The organism is Stenotrophomonas sp. SMYL8, assembly GCF_036320065.1.
In the GTDB taxonomy this organism is placed as follows: Bacteria; Pseudomonadota; Gammaproteobacteria; order Xanthomonadales; family Xanthomonadaceae; genus Stenotrophomonas; species Stenotrophomonas maltophilia_A.
The window spans coordinates 1-23,921 of the sequence record NZ_JAWIRR010000043.1; the positions used below are offsets into that span (position 1 = coordinate 1).

Consider the following 23,921-nt stretch of genomic DNA (forward strand, 5'->3'; position numbering starts at 1 on the left):
GGGGGGGGCGCGGGCGCCCCCCCCCCCCCCCCCCCGGCCGCGCGCCCCCGCCCCCCCCCCCCCCCCCCCCCCCCCCCCCCCCCCCCCCCCCCCCCCCCCACCCCCGACAGTTTCCCGGTGACGGTGGGCAAGAGCATTGGGTTACTGACGAACTGAAAGAAAAGAAAAAGGACGCGGCCTTCGCCGCGTCCTTTTTGTTTGATCGTGCATTGCTCCGTAGAGTCGAGCTTGCTCGACTGTGAGCAAGCGAAGCGCGCGACCCGCTTTTGCTCTTCTTTCTTACTTCCGTGGCGGGCGACCGCCGGAAACTGTCAGAGGGCGGGGGGGGGGGGGGGGGGGGGGGGGGGGGGGGGGGGGGGGCGGCCCCCCCCCCCCCCCCGGCGGGGCCCCCCGCGGGGCCCCCCCCCCCCCCCCCCCGACCCAGCGCGGCTTTTGCTTCAGCAGTCAGTCGAGCAAGCTCGACTCTACAAATCGATCCGCCACGAGGGGCTCAGCCGTTGGCCGGAATCACAGTTCCGAACGAATGCGCTCGCGCAGCGCCTGCAGATCCTTGGCAAACGCATCGATACCGGTCGCCAGCTTCTCGGTAGCCATCGGATCGGCCGCCAGATCCGCTGCGAACTTCGCCGCATCGACCGGGGTCACCGCCGCGCCATCCGCCGCACCGGCCACCAGCTTGCGCGGCAGCTCGCCGTGGTCGGCGTCCAGCTTCTCCAGCAGGTCCGGCGAAATCGTCAGGCGGTCGCAGCCGGCCAGCGCTTCGATCTGCGCGGTCGAACGGAACGAGGCGCCCATCACCACGGTCGGCGAACCGCGGCGCTTGAATTCGGCATATACGCCGCGCACGAACTTCACGCCCGGGTCTTCATCGATGTTGGCCGGGGTCTGGCCGTTGGCCACGTACCAGTCCAGGATGCGGCCGACGAACGGCGAGATCAGGAACGCGCCGGCTTCGCTGCAGGCCAGCGCCTGGGTCGGGTTGAAGATCAGGGTCAGGTTGCAGTCGATGCCCTCGGCCTGCAGGATGCGCGCGGCTTCCACGCCTTCCCAGGTCGCGGCGATCTTGATCAGGATCTTCTCGCGCGGCACGCCGGCATCGGCGTACATCTGGATGAACTGGCGGGCCTTGGCCACGGTGGCAGCGGTGTCGTGGGCCTGGTCGGCATCCACTTCGGTGGACACGCGGCCCGGCACCAGCGTGCTCAGCAGCGCGCCGACGCCGATGGTCAGGCGGTCGGCCACGGCGTGCACCACGGCTTCGCGGTCGCCACTCTGCTGGCGGCCCCAGGCCAGTTCGCGTTCGATCAGCTCGGCGTAGACCGGCAGGTCCAGCGCCTTCTTCACCAGGGTCGGGTTGGTGGTGCAGTCCACCGGCTGCAGGCGCTTGATCGCCTCGTAGTCACCGGTATCGGCAACGACCACGGACAGTTCGCGCAGCTGGGACAGTTTGGACGGGGTACTCATTACGGCTCCTGGTGCAGGGGGATCGAATCGCGCGCGGTGCGCAGCGGTAATCAGGGGCGGTCGTTGTGGACCGCGGTCACGCGCAGGCGCAGCTTGCGGCCGCCGGGCGCGTTCCAGTCGATGCTCTGGCCGATCGAAAGGCCGAGCAGGGCACTGCCGACCGGGGCCAGCACGGAAACCTTGCCTTCATCGACGTTGGCTTCGCGGGGGAAGACCAGGGTCAGGACGTGCTTCTCGCCCGACACTTCATCTTCGCACTCCACGCGCGAATGCATCATGACGATGCCTTCGGGAATCTGGTCCGGTGCCAGCACGGTGGCACGGTTGAGTTCTTCAGCAAGCGCGAGCGCGGCAGGCGTCTGGCTCAGCGCAGGGGATTCGAGCATGGCGTCCAGGCGGTCCATGTCGAAGGTGGAAACGGTGATCGACGGCGGCAGGCCGCTGGCGGTACTCATGGTGAAGCTCCTTGGTTGAAAGCCATGCAAAAGGCGGCACCTGCTGGCGCCGCCTGTCTGTATTGTGGGGACAAATGCGACCGGAATCGACTCCTGCCGATTCCAGGCCGGTGCTGCGGGGGTTCAGCCGTTCAGCGCGGGGCCGGGCAGGGCGGTCGTGTCGCCGGCGGCGTTGACCGCTTCCAGGGTGAACAGCGCCTGCGGCAGGCGCTTGAACTGATCGGCCAGCTCCATCAGGAAGTCGTTCATGGCCGAGCTGCGGCGCCAGATCATCGCGATGCGGCGGCTGGGGCGTCCTTCGCCGGTGAAGTCGAGCAGGCGGATGTTGTTCGAGCGCGGCACCGGCGGCTGCACCGACAGGCTTGGCAGCAGGGTGATGCCGACGTCGGCGGCGACCATCTGCCGCAGGGTTTCCAGGCTGGTGGCGCGGAACTCGGACTTCTCGTTGGCACCGAACAGGCGGCAGACTTCCAGTGCCTGGTCGCGCAGGCAATGGCCATCTTCCAGCAGCAGCAGCTTCTGCGTGGCCAGCTCCTGCACGTCCAGGTGTTCGCGACGGGCCAGCGGGTGGCGCCCGGATACGGCCAGCAGGAAGGGTTCCTCGAACAGGAACTCGGCATGCAGCTGGTCGTCGATTACCGGCAGCGCCAGCAGCGCGGCGTCCAGCTTGCCTTCGCGCAGGCGGTCCAGCAGCACATCGCTCTTTTCCTCGACCAGCAGCAGTTCCAGCTCCGGGAAGCGATCGCGGATGCGCGGAATCACATGCGGCAGCAGGTACGGGCCCAGGGTCGGGAAGATCCCCAGGCGCACCGTACCGGCTTCCGGATCGCGACTGCGACGTGCCGCTTCCTTCAGCTGTTCCACTTCGGACACGATCACCCGTGCCCGTGCTGCTGCTTCCTGGCCGGCCGGGGTCAGCATCACCTTGCGCGGTGCACGTTCCACCAGCGGCAGGCCCAGCTCTTCTTCCAGCTTGCGGATCTGCGTGGACAGCGTCGGCTGGCTGACGAAGCAGGAGGCGGCAGCCCGGCCGAAATGCTTGTGGTCGGCCAGGGCTACCAGGTACTTCAGATCACGTAGGTTCATCCTTACACCCCAGGGGTAACGGACCGGCTGACGGCATGGTTACCCGACAGGCAGACAATGTTCCCGGTGATCTGGGAACGGTGGATCAGGCAGCTTCAGCAACGGCACCGCTGCTGCTGCTCACCGACGAGCGGATCAGGTGGTCGAACGCGCTCAGTGCGGCGGTCGAACCGGCGCCCATGGCAATGATGATCTGCTTGTAGGGTACCGTCGTGCAATCGCCAGCAGCGAACACGCCCGGCAGGTTGGTCTGGCCGCGGTCATCGATGACGACCTCGCCACGCGGTGACAGCGCCACGGTGTCCTTCAGCCACTCGGTGTTGGGCAGCAGGCCGATCTGCACGAAGATGCCTTCCAGCTCGACGCGGTGGGCGTCGCCGCCGACACGGTCCTTGTAGACCAGGCCGGTGACACGGCTGCCGTCGCCCAGCACTTCGGTGGTCTGTGCGCTGGTCAGCACGGTGACGTTGGCCAGGCTGCGCAGTTTCTTCTGCAGCACTTCGTCGGCGCGCAGGCTGGAATCGAACTCCAGCAGGGTTACATGCGACACGATGCCGGCCAGATCGATGGCCGCTTCCACGCCGGAGTTGCCGCCGCCGATCACCGCCACGCGCTTGCCCTTGAACAGCGGACCATCGCAGTGCGGGCAGTAGGCCACGCCCTTGTTGCGGTACTGGTCTTCGCCCGGCACGTTCATCTGGCGCCAGCGTGCGCCGGTGGACAGGATCACCGAACGCGACTTCAGCACCGCGCCGTTCTCCAGCTGCACCTGCACCAGGCCGTCTTCACCGGCCGGCACCAGCGCACTGGCGCGCTGCAGGTTCATGATGTCCACCTCGTACTCGCGCACGTGCTGTTCCAGCGCCGTGGCCAGCTTCGGGCCCTCGGTCTCCTTCACCGAGATGAAGTTCTCGATCGCCATGGTGTCCAGCACCTGGCCACCGAAACGTTCGGCGGCGATGCCGGTGCGGATGCCCTTGCGTGCAGCATAGATCGCTGCTGCCGCGCCGGCCGGGCCACCGCCCACCACCAGCACGTCGAAGGCATCCTTGGCGGCGATCTTCTCGGCATCGCGCTTGCTGGCGTTGGTATCCAGCTTGGCGACGATCTGCTCGAGGGTCATGCGACCCTGGTCGAAGACTTCACCGTTGAGGTACACGGTCGGCACCGACATGATCTCGCGCTTCTCGACTTCGTCCTGGAACAGGGCACCGTCGATGGCCACGTGCTGGATGCGCGGGTTGAGTACCGCGGCCAGGTTCAGCGCCTGCACCACGTCCGGGCAGTTCTGGCAGGACAGCGAGAAGTAGGTTTCGAACCTGTATTCACCTTCCAGGTTCTGCACCTGCTCGATCAGCTCGGCGGTGGCCTTGGACGGGTGGCCGCCGACCTGCAGCAGCGCCAGCACCAGCGAGGTGAACTCGTGGCCCATCGGCAGGCCGGCGAAGGTCAGGTGGATATCCTGACCCGGGGTGCCCAGGTCGAAGGACGGCACACGGCCCTGGCCATCGCGCAGCACCTGCAGCGAGATCTTGTCCGACAGGCTGTCCAGGGTCTGCAGCAGTTCCAGCATTTCCTGCGACTTGGCGCCGTCGTCGGCGTGCGCGGTGATCTGGATCGGGCGGGTCACGCGCTCCAGATAGGTCTTCAGCTGCGACTGCAGGTTGGCGTCCAACATCGGGTCATCTCCTGGCTTCAGGCAAACAGGGGGCGTGGCACCGCTGTAGAAGGTAGCGGACCAGCAGGGGGTAGGGGTGAACCCAAGACAGCGACCGTGGAAGGGGCTGGCTGGCCAAGGCGGGCGAGCGTTGGCTGTCTTGGGTTCACCCCCACGCCGGCGGGGGGACCGGCACGGGGATGAAAGGCGCGCCGTGGCGTGGGGCCACGGCAGGCCGGTACAGCTTTAGATCTTGCCGACCAGATCCAGCGACGGGGTCAGGGTCTTCTCGCCTTCCTTCCACTTGGCCGGGCACACCTGGTTCGGGTTGGCGGCGGTGAACTGGGCAGCCTTCAGCTTGCGCAGGGTTTCGGAGACGTCACGGGCGATCTCGTTGGAGTGGATCTCCAGGGTCTTGATCACGCCTTCCGGGTTGATGATGAAGGTGCCGCGCAGGGCCAGGCCTTCTTCCGGAATGTGCACGCCGAAGGCGTTGGTCAGCTGGTGGGTCGGGTCGCCGACCAGCGGGAACTGGGCCTTGCCGACGGCCGGCGAGGTTTCGTGCCACACCTTGTGCGAGAAGTGGGTGTCGGTGGTGACGATGTAGACCTCGGCGCCGGCCTTCTTGAACTCGGCGTAATGGTCAGCGGCGTCTTCGATCTCGGTCGGGCAGTTGAAGGTGAAGGCGGCCGGCATGAAGATCAGGACCGACCACTGGCCCTTCAGGGTGCTGTCGGAAACCTTGATGAACTCGCCATTCAGGTAAGCATTGGCTTCGAACGGCTGGATCTGGGTGTTGATCAGGGACATCGTTTTTCCTCTGGGTGAAGGGGAGTGGGTGAATCGACAGGACCTAGAGTACCGACTCGCTATCGATAAGAACAATCCATTGATTGCATCTATTTGATAGATATAGTCTATCAAAATGCACTGAGCAGGCACTGAACCCGGACGCTTTCATCCTGCAACTGCCTGTGTGACAAGGAAAATCTTCCGGAACGGCTGAATAGGGCCAATAGTCCCTCCTTATCCGCTCGGGCAGAACCTGAACGGATTGCAGCCTTTTGTAGAGTCGAGTCATGCTCGACTGCGGACCTGTGGATGTGTAGCTCGACTGCGCCAGAAGCAGCCGAGCATGGGCTCGGCTCTACAATTACGGAATGCCTTTCCAACCCGAACCTTCCCTGCGCCAGGTCGTGGCCGAGGCCAGTGCCCGCCTCGGCGGCGTCGAGGCCCGCCACGAGGCCGAACTGCTGCTGCTGCACGTGCTGGATTGCCCGCGCAGCTGGCTGTTCGCGCATGCCACCGATCCGCTGGACGCCAATGACCAGGCCGCCTTCGAGGTGTTGCTGGCCCGCCGCGTGGCCGGTGAGCCGGTCGCCTACCTGACCGGCCGCCGCGGTTTCTGGACGCTGGACCTGGAAGTCGATCCGGCCACGCTGATCCCGCGTCCGGAAACCGAGCTGCTGGTCGAGCTGGCATTGGAGCGCCTGCCACAGGACCGCGCGCTGCAGCTGGCCGACCTCGGCACTGGCAGCGGCGCGATCGCCTTGGCACTGGCCAGCGAACGGCCGCAGGCGCAGGTGCTGGCCACCGATGCCAGCCCGGGTGCGCTGGCCGTGGCCGCGCGCAATGCTGCGCGCCATGAACTGCGCAACGTCCGCTTCGCCGAGGGCGGGCACGACTGGTATGCGCCACTGCAGGGTGCACGCTTCGACCTCATTGCCAGCAACCCGCCATACATCGCCAGCGACGACCCGCATCTGGAGCAGGGCGACCTGCGTTTTGAACCGGCTTCCGCGCTGGCCTCCGGCGTGGATGGCCTGGATGACATCCGTCGCATCGTAGACGGTGGCCAGGCCCACCTGCTGCCCGGCGGTTGGCTGCTGATCGAGCACGGTTGGGACCAGGGCGCGGCGATCCGCGCGCTGTTCGACGCGGCGGGTTTTGCGGAAGTACAGACCGTGCAGGATCTGGAGCAGCGCGACCGCATCACCCTGGGCCGGCGTCCGGCCTAGAATGGAGGTTCTCCTGCCCCGGCAGGGCATCACCCTGGAGCTGCAAGCATGCGTACGCTGTACCCCGCCATCACCCCCTACGACGTTGGCACCCTGAAGGTCGACGACCGCCACACGCTGTACTTCGAACAGTGCGGCAACCCGGACGGCAAGCCGGTGGTGATGCTGCACGGTGGCCCGGGCGGCGGCTGCAGCGACAAGATGCGCCAGTTCCACGACCCGTCCAAGTACCGCATCATCCTGTTCGACCAGCGCGGTGCCGGCCGTTCCACCCCGCACGCGGACCTGGTGGACAACACCACCTGGGATCTCGTCGCCGATATCGAGAAGCTGCGCGAGCACCTGAAGGTGGATCGCTGGCAGGTGTTCGGCGGCAGCTGGGGTTCGACCCTGGCACTGGCCTATGCCGAAACCCACCCGCAGCGCGTGACCGAACTGGTCCTGCGCGGCATCTTCATGCTGCGTCGCTGGGAACTGGAATGGTTCTACCAGGAAGGCGCCAACCGCCTGTTCCCGGATGCGTGGGAGCATTACCTCAAGCCGATTCCGTCGGTGGAGCGTCATGACCTGATCTCGGCCTTCCACCGCCGCCTGACCAGCGAAGACGAAACCACCCGCCTGGAAGCGGCCAAGGCCTGGGCGGTGTGGGAAGGTGCGACCAGCTTCCTGCACGTCGATGATGACTTCATCAACAGCCACGAAGACCCGCACTTCGCGCTGGCCTTTGCCCGCATCGAGAACCACTACTTCGTCAACGGCGGCTTCTTCGAAGTGGAAGACCAGCTGCTGCGCGACGCACACCGCGTCGCTGACATTCCCGGCGTGATCGTGCACGGCCGCTACGACGTGGTCTGCCCGCTGGCCAACGCCTGGGACCTGACCAAGGTGTGGCCGAAGGCCAAGCTGGAAATCACGCCGGCCTCGGGCCACTCGGCGTTCGAAGCCGAGAACGTGGACGCGCTGGTGCGCGCCACCGATAGCTTCGCCTGATCGGTAACGCCGGGCCATGCCCGGCGCTATCGGCCCTCATCCGCGCATGGCGTGGATCTACCGCAGCCTGGTAGTGCCGGCCGCTGGCCGGCAACCCGGAAACGGTTGGATGCGCGCAGACGCCGGCCAGCGGCCGGCGCTACCACTCCCCGGCCAGCAACGCGTCGGCCACTACCTGCAGCTTCGGCGAGCATTGCCGCGAGGGCGGATAGATCAGTGACAGTGCACGGCTGCGGCCTTCAAACGGCTGCAGCACGCGCTGCAGGCGGCCATCGGCCAACGCATCGGCCACGGCGAAATCCATCACCTGCACGATGCCGATACCGGCGATGGCCGCTTCCACCAGCGGATCGCCGCTGTCGAACACCATCCGCGTCGGGGGCGTGAACTCACGCAGTTGCCCGTGCTGCAGGAACTGCCAGTCCACCAGCCGGCCACTGCGCAGGTTGCGCACTGCCAGGCAGGCATGATCCTGCAGCGCGGCCACATCGTCCGGTGCGCCACAACGGGCCAGATAGCCCGGGCTGGCCACCGTCACCCAGCGCAGCGGCCGCAAGGGCCGCGCGACGATGCGCTGGTCGGCGATGACGCCGGTGCGCAGCGCGGCATCGAAGCCTTCCTCGACCAGATCGACCAGGCGGTCGCTGAGCACCGCCTCCACCTGCAGCTGCGGATGCTGCTGCAGCAACGGCGCCAGCATCGGCACCAGCACCTTGCGCCCGAACATCGACGGCGCACTGATCTTCAACGTGCCCGAGGGCGTGCACGGGCGGTCGGCCAGTTGCCGCTCGGCATCGTCCAGGCCGGCCAGCAGCGGCGACACCTGTTCCACGAACTGGCGGCCATCCGGGGTCAGCGCCACGTTGCGGGTGTTCCGCTGCAGCAGCTTCACCCCCAGCGACACTTCCAGCCGCCCGATCGCGCGCGACAGGCCGGACTGGCTCAGGCCCAGCTGGCCGGCGGCCACGGTGAAACTGCGGGCTTCGGCCACCTGCACCAGCATGCGCACCGCATTGAGGTCCATCGAGGCTCCATTCATGCCGAAAATCATGACAGATATGGTCGGGGAGGGGTTTATTGATTGGTTCGCATCAATGAGACTGCGCTCCCCCACCGCGCCAGACCGCCGATGCCTCCCCTCAAATACCCGCGCTGGGCGCTGACCCTGCTGGCCACCGCCCAGCTGATCATTGCCCTGGATGCCACCATCATCTTCGTTGCCCTGCATGACATGGGCCGCGCGCTGCAGATCAACGCGCAGCAGCTGCAATGGGTGGTCAGTGCCTACACCGTGGCCTTCGGCGGCAGCCTGCTGCTCGGCGGGCGCGCCGCCGACCTGATCGGCCGCCGCCGTTTCTACCGGCTGGGCATGCTGCTGTTCGCACTGGCGTCGCTGCTCGGTGCGCTGGCGCCGAATGCCACCTTGTTGATCATCGCGCGCGCCGCACAAGGCGTCGGGGCGGCGCTGCTGTTCCCGGCCACGCTGGCGCTGATCAACACGCTGTACGCCGAAGGCCCGATACGCAATCGTGCGCTGGCGATCTGGAGCATGGCCAGCGCGGTGGGCCTGGCGCTGGGCACGCTGCTCGGCGGCGTGCTGACCCAGGCGTTCGGCTGGCCGGCGGTGCTGGCGGTGATCGTGCCGCTGGCCACGGCGTGCGCGGTCGCGGCCGGTACATGGCTGCCGGCCGATGGTCCACGCGTGCAGGGCCGTTCCTTCGATCTGGCCGGTTGTCTCACTGTCACCGCTGGCGGCAGCCTGCTGGTCACCACCCTGGTGCAAGGGCCGGAGTGGGGCTGGACGGCGCCGGCCACGCTCATCTGCCTGCTGCTTTCAGCCGTATTGTTGACGGTGTTCGTACAGATCGAAAAGCGCAGCCGTGACTCGCTGATGCAGTTTTCGCTGTTGCGCCTGCCCGGCCTCCGCGCCGCGCTGGGTCTGACCTTCGCTTTCATGAGCAGCTATGGCGTGCAGTACTACTTCCTGGCGCTCTACTTCCAGGATGGCTATGGCTGGAGCCCGCTGCAGGCCGGTATGGCCTTCCTGCTGCCGACATTGGTGTGCACCTTCGGCATCCGGATTGCCGAACGCATGTTGCGGCGCCGTTCGCCACGGCAGGTACTGGCCTGGGGCTTCGCCGCAGGTGCCGTCGGCATCGCCGCGGTTGCGTTGGCGATGCCGCATGGCGCCAGCTACTGGCCGCTGTTGCCGGGCATCGTGGTGCTCAGCGTTGGCCAGGGCATGAGCTGGACGGCGATGTGGATCGTGGCCGGGCAGGGCGTGCCGGGTCCGCAGCAAGGCGTCGCGTCCGGCATGGCGGCCACCGCCCAGCAGATCGGCGGCGCCTTGGGATTGGCGGTACTGGTGATGGTCGCCAACGCCGCGCGCGGCACGCAGGCCGCAACCAGCCCTGATGCGTTGCAGGGCATGGTCAATGCACAGTACGGCGCCGCGCTGTTCGCCGCGCTCGGCGTGGTGATCGCGCTGGGCCTGCGCCCGGCAACAGTAGTGGTAGTGCCGGCCGCTGGCCGGCAAACACAATGACCCAACTACCCTGAGGGTTCCGGCCCCCGGGCGGCGCGCACCCGCCGGGGGTGGCGCCCCCACCCCCACCCCCCCCCCCCCCCCCGGGGGCCCCCCCCCCCCCCCCCACAACCAACCCGGGATGGATCCACGCGCGTTCAACCCAATGCCAGCAACTGCGGTTGCAGCGCACTGAAGATCCGCGCCAGCCGCTCCGCCCATGCCTGCTGCCCGGCGGCATCGGCGATCAGGTCCTGGCGGATCTCCAGTTCCACGTGCACCAGACCGCGGCCCTCGCCATGCACCGGCACCGCGTAGTCGCTGGTGCTGCTGACCGAATAGGGTTCGTTGTCACCCACCACCAGGTCGCCTTCGTCGCGCAGTGCCTGCAGCAGTGCATGCGCAAAGCGCGTGTCCTGGTGGTACAGCACGCCGGCATGCCACGGCCGCTGCGCGCCGTTCATCGCCGGGGTGAAGCTGTGCATCATCACCAGCAGGGTGGGGCGACCGGCATCGCGGCGTGCGTCCAGTTCGGCGTCGATGCGTGCGTGGTACGGCGCGTGGATCGCATCGATGCGCTGTTGCCGCTGTGCCACTGACAGACCGGCATTGCCCGGGACCACGGTGTGGTCGCTCACTTCCGGAATCAGCGTGGGCGAGGCCAGTGGGCGGTTGCAGTCGATCAGCAGCCGCGAATAGGTCTGTTCGATCGCCCAGGCATCCAGCCGTTCGGCCAGTGCGCGGGTGGTGCCGGCAATGCCGATGTCCCAGCCGATGTGGCGGCCGAGTTCGGTCTGTGCCAGGCCAAGCCTGCCCAGAGCACGCGGCACCTGCTGGCCGGCGTGGTCAGCCAGCAGCAGGTACGGCGAAGCGCCCTGAGGCCGGTGAATCGCGTAGATTGCCGGATCATCGGCGCCGAGCAGCGCCGGCAGCGCATGCAGGTCGGCGTCAGCCACGCGGGCGCCCGTCCAGGTGGTGCTCGATCATCCACAGGCCAGCCCAGAGCTTGGCGTCCAGCTCGTAGCCTTCGCCCATCTTCTGCACCAGCCAGGCCGCGGCCTCACTGCGTGGAATCTCGTGCACGGTGATGTCCTCGCTGTCATCGCCGCCACCTTCGCCGATCCGGCGCAGGCCGGTGGCACGGACGAAGGCGATCTTCTCGCTGCTGGCGCCGGAGGACGTCGGGCCGATCATCAGCACTTCGGCGTGATCGGCGGTCCAGCCGGTTTCTTCTTCCAGTTCGCGCACGGCCGAGACTTCAATCGATTCGCCGGCGTGGATGTCGCCGACCAGGCCGGCGGGCATCTCGATGGTGGGTGCCTGCAGCGGCACGCGGAACTGCTCGACGAACAGCACCTTGTCCTCCGGGGTGACGGCAATGATGATCGCGGCCAGGCCACCGGCGTGGGTACGTTCGCTGTATTCCCAGGTGCCGCGCACCAGCATGCGCTGGTACTTGCCTTCATAGACGACACGCGGGGCTTCGGTGTTGCGCTGGCTCATGCGGGCTCGCCGGAATTGGAAAAGGATGGAGTGGGAACGGGGTCGGCCACGCCGGCGGCATCGAACAGCCGGCGGCGGGTCATCGGGCCGAAGCGCAGGGTCTGGCACAGGCCACCGAGCAGCTCCGGGTCGGCCGCCTGGCGCAGCAGACCGGGTTGGCTGCCGTCCAGCGGCGCGTCCAGCGCGATGGTGGTCAGCTGGCGCCAGAGCTGGGCGTGCTCGCGCTGTTCGCGCAGGCGCACCGCCATCTGTGCCGCGCCGCGCAGGCGCAGGAACGGCACTTCGTCCAGGCGTTCGTACAGCGCATCCATGCTGCCGAAGTGGGCCAGCAGCACGGCGGCGGACTTGCTGCCGACACCACTGACACCGGGAATGTTGTCCACCGCATCGCCGCACAGTGCCAGGTAATCGGCGATCTGGTGCGCGTGCACGCCGTGCCGCGCCTTCACTCCGTCTACGTCCCAACGCTGGTTGCGTGCGTAGTCCCACTGCTCGTCGTGATCCAGCAGCAGCTGCGACAGGTCCTTGTCGGCGGAGATGATCACCCCGCGGTGGCTGCCACGGTGCACGTGCAGGGCGCTGCCGATCAGGTCATCGGCTTCGTATTCGTGGTGGGCAAGCACCGCAAGGCCCAACGCCGCGCACAGCGCCTTGCAGTGTACGAATTGGCGCTTGAGCGCTTCCGGCGCCGGGTCCCGATTGGCCTTGTAGGCAGGGTACAGGCGATGGCGGAAGCCGCTGTCGAGCGCTTCGTCGAAGGCGATGGCGATGTGCCGGGGGCGCTCGCGCTCCAGCAGGTCCAGCAGGAAGCGGGCGAAGCCGTGCACGGCGTTGGTCGGCCAGCCCTGCGCGTCCTGGAACTGGTCTGGCAGCGAATGCCAGGCGCGGAACACGTAGATGCTGGCATCAACCAGGTACAGCGACGGCGGCGGAGCCGGCAGGGTCATGCCGGTGGCGTCCAGTCGCGCAGCAGGGCCGCCGGATCGGGGCGCTCGCGTTCGGGTACATCGGCCTTGGGCGTTCCAATGTGGATGAAGCCGGCGATGCGTTCGCCTTCGGCCAGGCCCAGATGTGCCTGCACGACCGGGTCGAAGGCCATCCATGCAGTCAGCCACTGCGCGCCGAAGCCCAGCGCCTGTGCGGCCTGCAGCAGGGCGAAGCAGACGCAGCCGGCGGTCATCAGCTGTTCCTGTTCGGGCACCTTCGGGTCCGGGCGCGGGCTGGCCACCACCACGATCACCAGCGGCGCATGGCTGAAACGCTGGCGGTCCTTCTCGAATACCGCCTCGCCCGCATGCGGGTCGCGCTGGCGGCTGCGCTCGGCCAGGAAGTCGCCCAGAGTGTGACGTGCATCGCCGGCGATCTTCAGGAAGCGGAACGGTATGCGCTTGCCGTGGTCGGGCACGCGCACGGCCGAGGCCAGCATGCGCTGCAGGGTGGCTGGATCCGGTCCGGGCTCGCCCAGCTGCCGCGAGGGCACCGAGCGGCGGGCATCCAGGGCAAGCAGGGCAGCGGGGTCGGGCATGGAGTCTGAACCGGTCATCACGGGTGTTTGATTATAGTCGGGGTGGTCAATGACGCCGTCTGTGTCGCGTCCCGCCCCTGAATATCAAACTGTGATGAACATCATGCCACTGGCGGGAAAGGGACGACCGCTTCCTCTCGCCTCGTGGGCCTCGCACGGCTTACGATATCTATCTTGCCGGGCCGCCGGTCATGAGGTTTGAAGTGAGGACTGTTTCACTGTCCGTGACGGGCTGGCCGGCCTACCATCGACGTACCGGCACATGGGGTGTGCCGGCCGTCGCGATGTCCATGCTGTCTGTCGTACCAGAGAAGGTGGGGAGCCTTCCCGAATGATGAGCGCGCCCACACCGATGGGATCGCCGGGCCGTGACCCGGTCCAGCTTCAGCGTGCCCGGGACATGGTCCTGCCGGCGCTGTGCCAGGCCTTCGGGGCCGCACTGGCGCGTTTCGACGATGCACTGTTCGACCGCGCCGGCAATGCTGGCTCGTCGCAGCTGCTGTTCCTGGATGCGATGCGCGAGCTGCGCCGTCGCCGTGAGGACATCGCCGCCGCCTTCGCCGGCCACCTGCAGCGGGCCTGGGATGCACTGGCCAGTGGCGAGCCGTTGTCGGCCGAAGCCACCCTGTCCGGGCCGGCCGAGGATGGCCTGAGCCTGCTGGCTGAACATGTACTGGAATCGCGGCTGGCGGTGCGCAATTTCGCCACCGTGCTGCTGCGTGACTTCAAGCCGGTGCTGGCGCGGCTGGACCGCCGCCTCGGCCGCCTGATCGGCGGCGCCGAGCTGGATGCCGATCACAACCCGGTCAGCCCCGAACACCTGGGCGTGGCCATCCATGAGGCCTTTGCCGGCTGCGAACTGGCGCCGGAAGTGCACCTGGTGCTGATCAAGCTGTGCGAGCGCGACCTGCGCGCGCCGGTGGGCCGCATCTACGAGAAGCTGGACGAGCAGCTGGCCGCCGCTGGCGTGATGTCGCAGATGGGGGCGCCGCGGCGTCCATTGTCGGCCGCGCCCGACCCGCGCATGGCGCCCGGGTCGGACGATCTGGTCGAGCCGCGCCACGCGGCGGGCTTCGAATCCGAATTCAGCGATGATGAACAGGCCGCGCCGGCCTGGGCACAGCGCTTCGCTGCGCGCTGGTCCGAGCGCCGTGGCCACATGCAGCAGCACCTCGGGAGCGAGGATGCCGGCAACGGCGAGGCGTATGCCGGCCAGCAGGGAATGCTGCTGGAGGCCCTGCATGAGCTGCTGCAGCAGACCCGTCACGTTCGCGAGGACGCCACCTCGGCAGCGCAGGTCGCGGTTGGCCAGCACCGCCCGTTGAGCCAGCGCGAGATGATGTCGGTGCTGTCGCTGCTGCAGGCCACGCCCAGCGCCACCCTGCGTGCGGCCATCGGCGAGGACGGCGAATCACTGGCGCAGCGGCTGAAGAGTGAAGTGCTGTCCAGCGCCACCCGTCTCGGCGTCGATCCTGGCCAGACCCGGCTGGACCCGCAGGACGAAGATGCGATCGATCTGGTCGGCATGCTGTTCGACGTGATGCTGGACGAACGCGAGCTGGAGGGCCGTTCGCGCGAGCTGATCGGCCGCCTGGTGGTGCCCTTCGTCAAGGTGGCGATGCTCGACCGCCGCATGTTCGTGCAGAAGACCCACCCGGCCCGCAAGCTGCTCAACTCGCTGGCCGAAGCCTGCGAGGGCAATACCGGCGAAAGCCAGGCCGAGCGCATGCTGATGGCCAAGGTCGAGGAAATCATCGAGCGCCTGGTTGCCGAGTTCAACGAGAACCTGGCGATCTTCCTGACTCTGGAAGAAGAATTCCGCGAATTCCTTGTGCAGCATCGCCGCCGTGTGGAGATCGCCGAGCGCCGCGCCGCCGAAACGCAGCGCGGCCAGGAGAAGCTGGAAATGGCCCGCAGCCGGGCGGGTGCCGAACTGGATCGCCGCATCGGCGATGCCACCCTGCCGCCGGCCATCGCTGAGTTCCTGCGCCAGCCATGGCAGCACCACCTGACCCTGGCGCTGCTGCGCGAGGGCGAGGAGGGCGCGTCGGTGGCCGAGGCACTGAGCCTGGCTGACGGCCTGCTGGAGGAAGTGGCCGAGGCCCGCCGCCAGATCGTCGGCAAGCCGTGGCTGCAGGCCTGGCAGCCGGTGCTGGCCAAGGTATTTGCCAGTGTCGGCGTGCACGGCGATGCCGCCACCGGTGCCATCGACGCCCTGCACGACACCCTGCAGGGCATTGCGGAATCGCGACCGGAACTGCAGCGCGCGCTGCCGGAGCTGCCGCAGGTTGCCTTGCCGGCGCCGCCGGTGGCTGAGTCGCCAGCGGTGGAGCTCGGCGGGCAGATCGACGCCGACGATTTCGACAACGCCGACGCCGACCGCTTCCGACGCATGGAAATCGGCAACTGGCTGGACTTCGTCGACAAGGACGGCAAGGTGCAGGCCGGCAAGCTGTCCTGGGTCAGCCCGATTTCCTCGCGCCTGCTGTTCGTCAACCGCCGCGGCGTGCGCTTCTGCGTGGCCTCGCCGGAAGAACTGGCAGTGATGGTGCGGCTGGGCCGCCTGCGCGCCCACGTCGACGATGGCGCCTTCGACAGCGCGATGCAGGGTGTGATCGATCGGCTGGACCCGGGCAGCGCAACACTGCACTGAGCCGTGGCCGCCTGCTAGGATCGGGAAAACTCACCGATCAGCGGGGACCTGCATGGCCGTGGCGTTGCTGGGGATCAAGGAGACCGCGCCGGGCGAACGGCGCGTGGCGTTGACGCCGGAAACCGCGCGCAAGCTCGGTGCCTTGGGCATCACTGTCTGGTATGAGGCCGGCGCCGGTCTGGCGGCGGGATTTACCGATGCTGCCTATGACGACGCCGGTGCACGTGTGTTCGATGTAGGTCGCTTGGCCGAGATCGATATCCTGCTGTGCGTGCAGGCACCGCCGGTGGCGGTGCTGGAGCAGCTCAAGCCCGCTGCCAGCGTGGTCGGCCTGCTGACTCCGGCCAGTGATCCGGCGCTTGCGGCATTGGCCGCTGGCGACCGCCTGCACCTGTTCCCACTGCAGCAGCTGCCGCGCACCACCCGCGCGCAGGCGATGGATGTACTCAGCTCGCAGGCCGGCATGGCCGGCTACAAGGCGGCACTGATCGCGGCCGAGCGTGCGCCGCGTTTCTTCCCGATGCTGACCACCGCCGCCGGTACCGTGCGCCCGGCCAAGGTGCTGGTGATCGGTGCCGGTGTGGCCGGTCTGCAGGCCATCGCTACCGCACGTCGTCTCGGTGCACAGGTGGAAGGTTTCGACGTGCGCCCGGAAACCCGCGAGCAGATCCAGTCGCTGGGCGCGCGCTTCCTTGATCTTGGTGTGAGTGCAGCCGGTGAAGGCGGCTATGCGCGTGCGTTGACCGATGAGGAACGCGCCGAGCAGCAGCGCCGGCTGGCCGACCACCTGCGCAGCGTGGATGTGGTGATCTGCACGGCAGCGGTACCGGGGCGACCGGCGCCGACGATCGTGACTGCCGCGATGGTGGAAGGCATGGCCACCGGCAGCGTCATTGTCGATCTGGCGGCAGAGAGCGGCGGCAACTGCGCACTGACCCAGCCGGGGCAGTGCATCGAACATCAGGGCGTGACCATCGATGGCCCGCTTGGCCTGGCCAGCCGCGGTGCGACCCAGGCCAGCGAGATGTACGCGCGCAACCTGCTCAACTTCGTCGCCTTGTTCGTGCGCGAAGGGGAGCTCAGTTTCGACTGGGACGACGAGTTGCTGGCGAAGACACGCTGGCAGGCGTGAGTGACATGGGGTCAGATCCCTTTGCCGAAGGCAAAGGGATCTGACCCCGTTCGCCGGGGCGTTACCGGGGCTTCGCCGGCGGCGGGTTGTCGCGCACCCAGTCCTTGCGTTGTTCCGGCGTCATCTGCGACCAGCGCTCGCGCAGGGCGTCGCGCTGTTCCGGCGGCATGTTCCGCATCTGACCGAACAGGGCCCGGGCCTGCTCACGCTGTTCCGGGTTCATGTGCTCGAAGCGGCGCAGGCCACGGCGGGCCTTGTCGCGCTGCTCCGGGCTCATCGATTGCCAGCGCTGGCCATGCGAAAGCATGCGCTGGCGCTGGCCGGCATCGGCGCTGTTCCAGCGGTCGCGCAGCGGCGCCAGCAGGGATTCGCGTTGCGCTTCGCTCAGGTGTTCCCACGCCGGCAGCGGTGCGGCCGGCGCAGGGCGTGCGGCAGGGGCGGGCGCGGCGCTCTGCGCCAGTGCCGGGAAGGCCGGCAGCAGCAACAGGGTCATCAGCAGGGGCAGGGTGTGCAGTCGGGACATGATTCACTCCATCGCCAGGTCGGTATCGCCCAGCCACAGGTACAGATCGGGATTTTCGTCGTAGAGCGCGCTGTTGTCTTCCGCCGAGGCAAGCACAGGTGCCGGCGCAGGGCCGGTCAGGGTGCCGTGGCCGGTGAACTGCAGGCCGATACCCAGTGCCACCACCAGTGAACAGGCACTGGCCAGCCACCAGCGCCAGCGCCCGCGATGGGCGGCCGTGGCGCCGTGGCGAGCCTGGCGCAGCCGGGCCAGCGTTGCCGGCGACAGCGCGTGCAGCGACTGCGCGTGCAGGCTGCGCAGGGTGTCATCGGAAGGCAGGGAGCGGTTCACGGGTGGGTCTCCAGATAATCCTGCAGCGCCTGGCGGGCGCGTGCCAGATGGGTTTTTACCGCGCCTTCGCTGCAGCCCATGGCGCGGGCGGTGGTGGCCCCGTCCAGGTCCTGCAGCACGCGCAGGGTGAAGGCCTCGCGCTGGCGGGCGGGCAGGCGGCGCAACGCGTCCACCAGCTGTTGGTACTGCTGGCGCTGTTCGTGCGCCTGTGCCGGGTCCGGGCCGGGGTCGGCCCAGTCGATCTCGCCGCCGTCGGCGTCCTGGTTGTCGCGCCAGAACGGCAGTCGGAAGCGGCGCCGGCGCTGCACGTCGATCACGCGCCGGCGCAGGATGCTCCAGAACAGCGGGGCCCATTCGGCAGCCGGCTTGTCGGCGTAGTCCAGCATGCGCAGCAGCGCGTCCTGCACCGCGTCCATGGCGTCTTCGCGCTGGCGCAGGCCGGCCTCGGCGAAGCGGAACGCGCGCGGGCCAACACTGGCCAGGAACGCCTCCAGCGACGCCGGCAGGGCATCGGTCTCGGCGCTCGGGGGGACGGGGCTGCTCACCAGCACAGGGTACGGTTCCTCGCTCGGGGTCACCATCGACAACGCGTGAGCGCGGCTTCGGTTGACGCCGGGCGCGCACCGGGTTCAGCCCATGGTTATGATGGGACGACGAAGACAGAGCAGGAGCGTTGCCGGTGAGTGACGGGTTCGTAGCGCTGTACATCTTCATGCTGGCAGCCATCGCCGGCCACGTGATCATTTCGCGGGTGCCGGTGATCCTGCATACCCCGCTGATGTCGGGCTCCAACTTCATCCACGGCATCGTGCTGATCGGTGCAATGGTGGTGCTGGGGCACGCGCAGACACCGCTGGAGAAAGCTCTGGGCTTCCTCGCCGTGGTGCTTGGTGCTGGCAACGCCGCCGGTGGCTACGTGGTCACCGCGCGCATGCTGGAAATGTTCAAGCCGAGCGCGCCCAAGGGCGGCAAGGACGAGCCGAAGGAGCCGCAGGCTTGAACATCAGCACCGTCGAACTGCTCGATTGGCTGGTCAAGGCCAGCTACCTCGTCGCCGCCACGCTGTTCCTGCTGGGCCTGCAGCGCATGGCCTCGCCGCTGACCGCGCGCAGCGGCATCCGCTGGGCCGGGCTGGGCATGCTGCTGGCCACGGTGGCGACGTTCTTCCTGCCCGAACTGCATAACGTGCCGCTGATCCTGGTGGCGCTGCTGCTGGGCGCGGGCCTGGCCTGGTGGTCGGCCGGCAAGGTTGCCATCACCGACATGCCGCAGATGGTGGCGCTGTACAACGGCATGGGCGGCGGCTCGGCCGCGGCCATCGGTGCAGTGGAACTGCTGCGCTACGCCTTCCTCGCCAACCGTGATACCAGCCACTGGAGCGCACAGGCGCTGGCCGACCTCGCTGCCCGCCAACCCTCGGGCATGGTGCTGCTGCTGGCGGTGGTCGGCGCGGCCATCGGTGCGGTGTCGCTGTCCGGCTCGGTGATTGCCTGGGCCAAGCTCGATGGCCGCCTGGACAAGCGGGTGACCTGGCCGGGCCAGCAGGTGATGAACCTGCTGGTGGCACTGGCGGTGGTGGTGCTGGCGATCATCGCGGCCAGCACGCTCAACACCTGGGCGATCGTCGCGTTCTTCGTGCTGGCACTGGCACTGGGCGTGCTGATGACGCTGCCGATCGGTGGCGCCGACATGCCGGTGGTGATCTCGCTGTACAACGCGTTCACCGGCCTGGCGGTGTCGTTCGAAGGCTATGTGCTGGGCAACGAGGCGCTGATCATCGCCGGCATGATGGTCGGCGCGGCGGGCATCCTGCTGACCCGGCTGATGGCCAAGGCGATGAACCGGCCGATCCGCAACGTGTTGTTCTCCAACTTCGGCGGCGGCGCCGGCGGCGAAGCGCAGGCGATCACTGGCGCGCAGAAGCCGATTGAAGCGTCGGACGTCGCGGCGATGATGGCCTACGCCGAACGCGTGGTGATCGTGCCCGGTTATGGCATGGCGGTGGCGCAGGCCCAGCACAAGATCTGGGAGCTGGCGCAGCGGTTGGGCCAGCGCGGGGTGAAGGTGAAGTTCGCGATCCACCCGGTGGCTGGGCGCATGCCTGGGCACATGAACGTGCTGCTGGCCGAAGCGGGTGTGCCCTACGACCTGATCGCCGACATGGACGACATCAACCCGGAATTTGCCAACACCGATGTGGTGCTGGTGATCGGTGCCAACGACGTGGTCAATCCGGTGGCACGTACCGACCCGGCCAGCCCGATCTACGGCATGCCGGTGCTGGATGTGGTCAACGCGCGCAACGTGGTGGTGATCAAGCGCGGCAAGGGCACCGGTTTTGCCGGCATCGAGAATGCGCTGTTCTACGCCGACAACACCCGCATGCTGTACGGCGATGGTGCGGAAGCGGCGGCCTCGCTGGTGAGCGAACTGAAGGCGCTCGACGGCGGGCATTGAGCGGCGGCTGCATCGGGTAGGTGCGGACCTTGGTCCGCATGCATTTGCCGGCCAGCGGCCGGCACTACCCCCATCCACGCATGGCGGCTGCGCCCGGCACTACCGAATCCACGCGTGGTGGTTGCATCGGGTAGGTGCGGACCTTGGTCCGCACGCTTCTGCCGGCCAACGGCCGGCACTACCTGCCGGTGGGTCAGCGCGCCAGCCAGGCGCCCACGGCCACGCCCAGGGCCAGCCAAAGCCATTCCATCGCGCCATTGGCGAGGGTGATCAGGGTCCAGGCCAGGTGCGGGCCCATCCGCAGGGTGGCGTCCCACAGGTCCAGCCCGATCGAGCCGCCCATCCACGCGCTGGCGATGGCCCAGTTGGCCACGGCCGTCACCAGCAGAGTGCCCAGCACGACCAGGGCGATGCGCAGCCGGCCCGGGCCCAGCGTGCCCATGCGCAGCATGAACACCAGTTCCAGGGCGGTCAGTACCGCCATCCAGCCGACCTGCCGGCCGGTCATCAGCGCCAGCATCATCCAGGCGAGGGGAGCAACAAGCAGACCCAGCAACAGCATGATGGGCCAGAGCCAGGTCACGGTCCTGGCACGCGCGGCATTGGAGGACATCGAAGCTCCCTGAAGATCACCCACAGGATACTGTGGTTTGCCGCAGTGCACCGGCGGCGGCAGGGCGGCTGGGCTAGAATGCCGTCTTGCGTGGCCTTGGCCACGGCCCCATATCGGTCCCCATGTATTCCCGTAGCAGCGAACCTGTCCACTTCGAACGCGATTGCGAGGCCGTGATGGTCCCGCAGGGCGACACCGTGACCCTGCCCGCCGGCAGCTATGGGTACATCACCCAGGCGCTGGGCGGCAGTTATTCGGTGTTCGTCGAGGGCAACCTGTTCCGCATCGCCGGCAAGGACGGCGACGCCATCGGCAAGGAGGCACCGGCACCGCTCGAGCTGCCGGCCGACGCCACCGATGAACAGGTGGAACAGCTGGTGTGGCAGCAGCTGCGCACCTGCTTTGATCCGGAAATTCCGGTGAACATCGTCGAACTGGGCCTGGTCTACGAGGTCGAGATCAAGCACCTGGACGAAGGCAAGCGCGAGATCGACGTGAAGATGACCCTGACCGCACCGGGCTGCGGCATGGGCGAGATCCTGGTCGACGACGTGCGCAGCAAGCTCGAAATGATTCCGACGGTGGCCGAGGCCGACGTCGACCTGGTGTTCGACCCGCCGTGGAACCAGCACATGATGTCCGAGGCGGCCCGGCTCGAGACCGGCATGCTTTGACCCACGGCCCGCAGTGACGCGGGCCGGGCATTACCCGCAACCAGAACAGGAAATCTCCGGTGTCCCAGTCCATTCCCAGCTTCGCCGTCACCCGTTCGGACCACCCGCGCAGCGCTGAAGAGCGCGCCCAGATCCTGGAGAAGCCGGGTTTCGGCCTGCACTTCACCGACCACATGGTGGAAGTGCGCTGGGACAAGGACACCGGCTGGCACAACGCCAACGTGCGCGCCTATGGCCCGCTGCAGCTGGACCCGGCCGCGGCCGTGCTGCACTACGGCCAGGAAATCTTCGAGGGCATCAAGGCCTACCGCCATGCCGACGGTTCGATCTGGACCTTCCGCCCGGATGCCAACGGCCGTCGCCTGCAGCGTTCGGCGCAGCGCCTGGCGCTGCCGGAACTGCCGGTGGAGATCTTCGTCGAATCGCTGAAGCAGCTGATCGCCGTCGACAGCGCCTGGGTGCCGTCGGCCGATGAGTCGAGCCTGTACTTCCGTCCGTTCATGATCGGCGACGAAGCCTTCCTCGGCGTGCGCGGCGCGCACAAGGCCGGCTACTACGTCATCGCCAGCCCGGCCGGCCCGTACTTCGCCAAGGGTGTCGCCCCGGTGTCGATCTGGCTGTCGACCGAGTACGCGCGTGCGGCCAAGGGTGGCACCGGTGCCGCCAAGTGCGGTGGCAACTACGCGGCTTCGCTGCTGCCGCAGCAGAAGGCACAGGCACAGGGTTGCTCGCAGGTGCTGTTCCTCGACCCGGTCGAGGGCAAGTACCTGGAAGAACTGGGTGGCATGAACGTGTTCCTGGTCTACAAGGACGGCACCCTGGTCACCCCGCAGCTGTCCGGCAGCATCCTCGAAGGCATCACCCGCGAGAGCATCCTGCAGCTGGCCCGCGACCGCGGCATGAAGGTCGAAGAGCGCAAGGTCAGCATCGACGAGTGGAAGGACGGCGTTGCCTCCGGCGAGATCGCCGAAGTGTTCGCCTGCGGCACCGCAGCGGTGGTCACCCCGATCGGCCAGCTGAAGGGCGAAGGCTTCTCGGTGGGCGACATCAACGCACCGGCCGGCGAAGTGACCATGTCGCTGCGCAAGGAACTGACCGACATCCAGTACGGCCGCCTGCCGGACCGCCACAACTGGCTGGTCAAGCTGGGCTGATCGCCCGCGTTGAACCGGTAGCGCCGGGCCATGCCCGGCGGCTCGTCTTGAAAGCCCGTCCCAGTGACGGGCTTTCTGCGTTGTGGGCCCGCCCGTCGACCGCAGCAGACGGGCGCTTGACGCAAATAGGTTTGCACTGCAAACTAAATTCAAGCGACCCCGATGGAGCGTGTCATGCAGCAGCCGTCCGTCATTGATCCTTCCTCGCGCCTGCAGGCGCTGACCCGTGAATATTCGCGGTACTCGCGAAGTGCCGGGGGCCTGTCGGCGATGGCAGGCGGCATTGCCTGCCTGGCCTCGTTCCTTGCCGGCGCGCTGCTGCCGACCACCCTGGCGCTGCGCATCGTGCTGATTGCCGTGCCGGTGCTGTGGATCGTCGGCAAGCAATGGCTGGCACGCCGTTACTACCAGCGGCTGGGCCAGGTCGAGGAGCAGGTCACGCCGGTCGAGCGCAATTTCCAGCGCTTCTTCATTGCCTTCACCGCGCTGGTAAGCGTGCTGGTGATCGGCAGCGTGCTGACCCGGCTGGCGCCGATGGGCGAGCTGCCCTGGGACCTGCGCGCCATCGGTTACCTGGCCGTGGTGGCGCTGCTGCCCTGGGTGGTGTGGCGCTGGCTGCGTACGCCGCTGGAGTTCATCGTGGGCGTGTTCCTGTTGTGCCAGGCCGCGCTGGCCTTCACCGGGCAGGCGTATGGCTTCGCCCTGAGCACGGCCGTGTTTCCGCTGGCATCCGTCGCACTGATCGTGGTCGGCTGGCGTGACCACCAGCGCTTCCAGCGGCTGCAGGTGGAGATGCGCGCGTTCATGGCGGCGCGGACGAACGTCGGATGACCCAGCTGCCTGATTCCAGAGCGCTGCTCCAGCTCGACCGCTTGATCCACGAGCCGGCACGCCTGCTGATCCTGTCGATCCTGGCAGGTGCCGAATCCGCCGAGTTCGGCTTTGTCGAACATCTCAGCGGATTGAGCAAGGGCAACCTCTCCAGCCATCTGAGCAAGCTGGAGGCTGCTGGACTGGTCGCCATCGACAAGTCGTTCCGCGGCAAGCGCCCACTGACCACCCTGCAGTTGACGCCGATGGGCCGCACTGCCCTGGCCGAGTACCGCACACAGCTGGCGGCGATCGTTGCCGGCATTCCCGATCCGGATCGAAAGGACGCCTGA

General features: G+C 67.7%; 25 protein-coding genes. 11 read left to right on the forward strand and 14 right to left on the reverse strand.

From position 1 onward, the window contains the following. Nucleotides 1–507 precede the first annotated feature (507 nt). From V3B25_RS20985 to ahpC, 5 genes are all read right to left on the reverse strand, one after another. On the reverse strand, nucleotides 508–1,464 hold the full coding sequence (locus tag V3B25_RS20985; protein ID WP_049422869.1) for a transaldolase: 957 nt from the start codon (nucleotides 1,462–1,464) through the stop codon (nucleotides 508–510). 50 nt (nucleotides 1,465–1,514) lie between these two features. Further along, nucleotides 1,515–1,919 (reverse strand): nucleoside diphosphate kinase regulator, encoded by a 405-nt coding sequence (gene rnk / locus V3B25_RS20990; protein WP_005408156.1) that lies wholly within the window; start codon nucleotides 1,917–1,919, stop codon nucleotides 1,515–1,517. Between the two features lie 123 nt (nucleotides 1,920–2,042). Then, entirely contained in the window at nucleotides 2,043–3,005 is a 963-nt protein-coding gene (locus V3B25_RS20995) for a LysR substrate-binding domain-containing protein (protein WP_032129919.1), read from the reverse strand. Between the two features lie 85 nt (nucleotides 3,006–3,090). Further along, the gene (gene ahpF / locus V3B25_RS21000) at nucleotides 3,091–4,683 is read right to left on the reverse strand and encodes an alkyl hydroperoxide reductase subunit F (protein WP_049463647.1); all 1,593 of its coding nucleotides are present in this window, start codon (nucleotides 4,681–4,683) and stop codon (nucleotides 3,091–3,093) included. A gap of 225 nt (nucleotides 4,684–4,908) precedes the next feature. Further along, nucleotides 4,909–5,472 (reverse strand): alkyl hydroperoxide reductase subunit C, encoded by a 564-nt coding sequence (gene ahpC / locus V3B25_RS21005; RefSeq protein ID WP_004144811.1) that lies wholly within the window; start codon nucleotides 5,470–5,472, stop codon nucleotides 4,909–4,911. 350 nt (nucleotides 5,473–5,822) lie between these two features. Here ahpC and prmC point away from each other — a divergent pair, with 350 nt between their 5' ends. Further along, on the forward strand, nucleotides 5,823–6,680 hold the full coding sequence (gene prmC / locus V3B25_RS21010) for a peptide chain release factor N(5)-glutamine methyltransferase (protein ID WP_049422871.1): 858 nt from the start codon (nucleotides 5,823–5,825) through the stop codon (nucleotides 6,678–6,680). A gap of 48 nt (nucleotides 6,681–6,728) precedes the next feature. Then, nucleotides 6,729–7,670, forward strand: a complete 942-nt coding sequence (gene pip / locus V3B25_RS21015) for a prolyl aminopeptidase (protein WP_201118236.1) — start codon at nucleotides 6,729–6,731, stop codon at nucleotides 7,668–7,670. A 139-nt stretch (nucleotides 7,671–7,809) separates the two neighbouring features. Here pip and V3B25_RS21020 read toward each other — a convergent pair whose 3' ends face one another. Then, the gene (locus V3B25_RS21020; protein WP_049422872.1) at nucleotides 7,810–8,694 is read right to left on the reverse strand and encodes a LysR family transcriptional regulator; all 885 of its coding nucleotides are present in this window, start codon (nucleotides 8,692–8,694) and stop codon (nucleotides 7,810–7,812) included. A gap of 105 nt (nucleotides 8,695–8,799) precedes the next feature. Between V3B25_RS21020 and V3B25_RS21025 the strand changes: the two genes are divergently transcribed. Continuing rightward, nucleotides 8,800–10,215, forward strand: a complete 1,416-nt coding sequence (locus tag V3B25_RS21025; protein WP_329811501.1) for an MFS transporter — start codon at nucleotides 8,800–8,802, stop codon at nucleotides 10,213–10,215. Nucleotides 10,216–10,352: 137 nt separating this feature from the next. Here the strand turns inward: V3B25_RS21025 and V3B25_RS21030 are convergent, their stop codons facing one another. Genes V3B25_RS21030 through V3B25_RS21045 form a run of 4 tightly spaced genes read right to left on the reverse strand, consistent with a single transcriptional unit; the run spans nucleotide 10,353 to nucleotide 13,222 of the window. After that, nucleotides 10,353–11,150 carry an N-formylglutamate amidohydrolase gene (locus tag V3B25_RS21030; protein ID WP_329811502.1) on the reverse strand — a complete coding sequence of 266 codons (798 nt, stop codon included), beginning with the start codon at nucleotides 11,148–11,150 and terminating at the stop codon, nucleotides 10,353–10,355. Beyond that, nucleotides 11,143–11,697 (reverse strand): NUDIX hydrolase, encoded by a 555-nt coding sequence (locus V3B25_RS21035; protein WP_010481791.1) that lies wholly within the window; start codon nucleotides 11,695–11,697, stop codon nucleotides 11,143–11,145. The genes V3B25_RS21030 and V3B25_RS21035 overlap by 8 nt, the downstream gene beginning before the upstream one ends. After that, on the reverse strand, nucleotides 11,694–12,644 hold the full coding sequence (locus V3B25_RS21040) for a 5'-3' exonuclease H3TH domain-containing protein (protein ID WP_329811503.1): 951 nt from the start codon (nucleotides 12,642–12,644) through the stop codon (nucleotides 11,694–11,696). Before V3B25_RS21040 ends, V3B25_RS21035 begins: the two co-directional genes overlap by 4 nt. After that, nucleotides 12,641–13,222 (reverse strand): nitroreductase, encoded by a 582-nt coding sequence (locus V3B25_RS21045; protein ID WP_329811504.1) that lies wholly within the window; start codon nucleotides 13,220–13,222, stop codon nucleotides 12,641–12,643. Before V3B25_RS21045 ends, V3B25_RS21040 begins: the two co-directional genes overlap by 4 nt. Before the next feature lie 331 nt (nucleotides 13,223–13,553). On the opposite strand from V3B25_RS21045, the gene V3B25_RS21050 reads away from it, so the two are divergent. Continuing rightward, nucleotides 13,554–15,875: a DUF1631 domain-containing protein gene (locus V3B25_RS21050; protein ID WP_049422876.1), complete on the forward strand. Its 2,322-nt coding sequence runs from the start codon at nucleotides 13,554–13,556 to the stop codon at nucleotides 15,873–15,875. 52 nt (nucleotides 15,876–15,927) lie between these two features. After that, nucleotides 15,928–17,007, forward strand: a complete 1,080-nt coding sequence (locus V3B25_RS21055) for an NAD(P) transhydrogenase subunit alpha (protein ID WP_329811505.1) — start codon at nucleotides 15,928–15,930, stop codon at nucleotides 17,005–17,007. A 61-nt stretch (nucleotides 17,008–17,068) separates the two neighbouring features. On the opposite strand, the gene V3B25_RS21060 is transcribed toward V3B25_RS21055, so the two are convergent. Genes V3B25_RS21060 through V3B25_RS21070 form a run of 3 tightly spaced genes read right to left on the reverse strand, consistent with a single transcriptional unit; the run spans nucleotide 17,069 to nucleotide 18,441 of the window. Next, nucleotides 17,069–17,530, reverse strand: a complete 462-nt coding sequence (locus tag V3B25_RS21060) for a DUF3106 domain-containing protein (protein ID WP_049422878.1) — start codon at nucleotides 17,528–17,530, stop codon at nucleotides 17,069–17,071. A gap of 3 nt (nucleotides 17,531–17,533) precedes the next feature. After that, nucleotides 17,534–17,860, reverse strand: a complete 327-nt coding sequence (locus V3B25_RS21065; RefSeq protein ID WP_032130086.1) for a hypothetical protein — start codon at nucleotides 17,858–17,860, stop codon at nucleotides 17,534–17,536. Beyond that, nucleotides 17,857–18,441 carry an RNA polymerase sigma factor gene (locus V3B25_RS21070; protein ID WP_080356593.1) on the reverse strand — a complete coding sequence of 195 codons (585 nt, stop codon included), beginning with the start codon at nucleotides 18,439–18,441 and terminating at the stop codon, nucleotides 17,857–17,859. The genes V3B25_RS21065 and V3B25_RS21070 overlap by 4 nt, the downstream gene beginning before the upstream one ends. A 98-nt stretch (nucleotides 18,442–18,539) precedes the next feature. Between V3B25_RS21070 and V3B25_RS21075 the strand changes: the two genes are divergently transcribed. Further along, nucleotides 18,540–18,860 (forward strand): NAD(P) transhydrogenase subunit alpha, encoded by a 321-nt coding sequence (locus V3B25_RS21075; RefSeq protein WP_005408173.1) that lies wholly within the window; start codon nucleotides 18,540–18,542, stop codon nucleotides 18,858–18,860. Then, entirely contained in the window at nucleotides 18,857–20,317 is a 1,461-nt protein-coding gene (locus V3B25_RS21080; protein ID WP_032130084.1) for an NAD(P)(+) transhydrogenase (Re/Si-specific) subunit beta, read from the forward strand. The genes V3B25_RS21075 and V3B25_RS21080 overlap by 4 nt, the downstream gene beginning before the upstream one ends. Before the next feature lie 193 nt (nucleotides 20,318–20,510). Here V3B25_RS21080 and V3B25_RS21085 read toward each other — a convergent pair whose 3' ends face one another. Then, complete coding sequence (locus V3B25_RS21085; protein ID WP_201118237.1) at nucleotides 20,511–20,930, reverse strand: hypothetical protein; 420 nt, start codon at nucleotides 20,928–20,930, stop codon at nucleotides 20,511–20,513. Between the two features lie 122 nt (nucleotides 20,931–21,052). Between V3B25_RS21085 and sufT the strand changes: the two genes are divergently transcribed. From sufT to V3B25_RS21105, 4 genes are all read left to right on the forward strand, one after another. Beyond that, entirely contained in the window at nucleotides 21,053–21,604 is a 552-nt protein-coding gene (sufT, locus tag V3B25_RS21090) for a putative Fe-S cluster assembly protein SufT (RefSeq protein ID WP_005415385.1), read from the forward strand. A gap of 59 nt (nucleotides 21,605–21,663) precedes the next feature. After that, nucleotides 21,664–22,758, forward strand: coding sequence for a branched-chain amino acid aminotransferase (locus tag V3B25_RS21095; RefSeq protein WP_010481775.1), 1,095 nt, complete (start codon nucleotides 21,664–21,666; stop codon nucleotides 22,756–22,758). Nucleotides 22,759–22,932: 174 nt separating this feature from the next. After that, nucleotides 22,933–23,589 (forward strand): hypothetical protein, encoded by a 657-nt coding sequence (locus V3B25_RS21100; protein WP_049422881.1) that lies wholly within the window; start codon nucleotides 22,933–22,935, stop codon nucleotides 23,587–23,589. Beyond that, on the forward strand, nucleotides 23,586–23,921 hold the full coding sequence (locus V3B25_RS21105) for a transcriptional regulator (RefSeq protein ID WP_012510131.1): 336 nt from the start codon (nucleotides 23,586–23,588) through the stop codon (nucleotides 23,919–23,921). Before V3B25_RS21100 ends, V3B25_RS21105 begins: the two co-directional genes overlap by 4 nt.